Here is a 1,330-nt window from a genome sequence, read left to right as displayed (position 1 = left end):
AAACCGCTGTTGCTATGGATCAATGACGGACTCATGGCTTTGTTCTTCTTCCTTATAGGTCTAGAAGTAAAACGCGAAATACTAGAAGGACATTTGTCATCGAAGGATCAAATTATTCTTCCTGGTATAGCGGCAATAGCAGGGATCGTTGCTCCGGCTTTAGTGTATGTATTTTTTAATACTGGCGATGAAGTCGGGCTAAGAGGTTGGGCGATTCCTTCGGCGACCGATATTGCCTTTGCGCTGGGTTTGTTTAGCTTATTTGGTAAGAGCTTGCCTTTAACCTTAAAGCTGTTCTTACTGTCTGTGGCTATCTTCGATGACATTGGCGCAATCGTTATTATCGCTCTGTTTTATTCTGCGGATTTGTCAGGTCTTTCTTTGTCTGTGGCGGGATTTGGCTTAGTCGGATTGTTTATCTTGAACCGTTTAAAGGTGAGAGCGCAAGCTGCGTATATCATCATAGGTGTGGTTGTCTGGGCGGTCGTATTGAAGTCAGGCGTGCATGCGACGCTTGCTGGTTTCATCGTCGCTTGGTTTATACCTCTCAATGTGAAGACTGAGCACGGGCATTCCATGCTCAAGCAAATGGAGCATGGCATTCAGCCATGGGTCGCATTTTTCATCCTGCCTGTCTTTGCGTTCGCTAATGCGGGTGTGAACTTGGTAGGTATTGGAGTGGAAGACTTGTTCCATCCCGTTACGATGGGCATCGCACTTGGGCTATTTGTTGGTAAACAAATCGGTATTTTTGGTGTGTGTTGGTTAGCAATCAAGTCAGGTATTACATCGCTTCCTAAGGGAACGACTTGGTTACAACTCTATGGTGTGTGTATTCTTTGCGGCATAGGTTTTACGATGAGTTTGTTTATCGGGTCGCTTGCTTTTGAAGGCATGGATGCAGCATATCAAGAGAGCGTTAAGCTAGGAGTTTTGTTAGGCTCGTTGTTGTCAGCCGTGATGGGATCGATAGTAATTGTGAAGAGTCGTGAACAAGAGGTGCCAGACCTGCGAGCACAACAGAGCTACTCATAGTTAGGACTAAGGCTTTGCTCAGCTTATGCTGGGTAAAGCCTTGATAGTAGTGCTGGGACGGCAGTTTCAGTCCTTAAGATCCGATCTCCTAGATGCACAGACTCAAACTGTTGTTCGTAAAATTTCGAGACCTCATATTTTGTAAATCCTCCCTCTGGACCAATTGCTAAGGTCACTGGCTGTTTCGGATCTAATTGAACAGGGCACGGCGTTTCAGTGTGCGGATGTGCGATGAGTTTGAGGTCATTTCCCGCTAGGTCGCTTAATTCGTCTTCTACAAAAGGTTTGAACAGCT

General features: G+C 45.7%; 2 protein-coding genes. One reads left to right on the top strand and one right to left on the bottom strand.

Going from position 1 to position 1,330, the window contains the following annotated elements; genetic code table 11:
* Positions 1-1,035, top strand: a 1,035-nt coding sequence (nhaA, locus tag A3739_RS01380; protein ID WP_068499962.1) for a Na+/H+ antiporter NhaA, incomplete at its 5' end; no start/stop codon positions are given.
* A gap of 23 nt (positions 1,036-1,058) precedes the next feature.
* Here the strand turns inward: nhaA and A3739_RS01375 are convergent.
* Positions 1,059-1,330: RsmE family RNA methyltransferase (locus A3739_RS01375; protein WP_156502232.1), on the bottom strand; the 272-nt coding region annotated here is incomplete at its 5' end.

It is taken from the genome of Oleiphilus sp. HI0067, assembly GCF_001635735.1.
The sequence above is the reverse complement of the archived record's forward strand: the minus strand, read 5'-3'. Positions and strand labels throughout refer to the sequence as shown.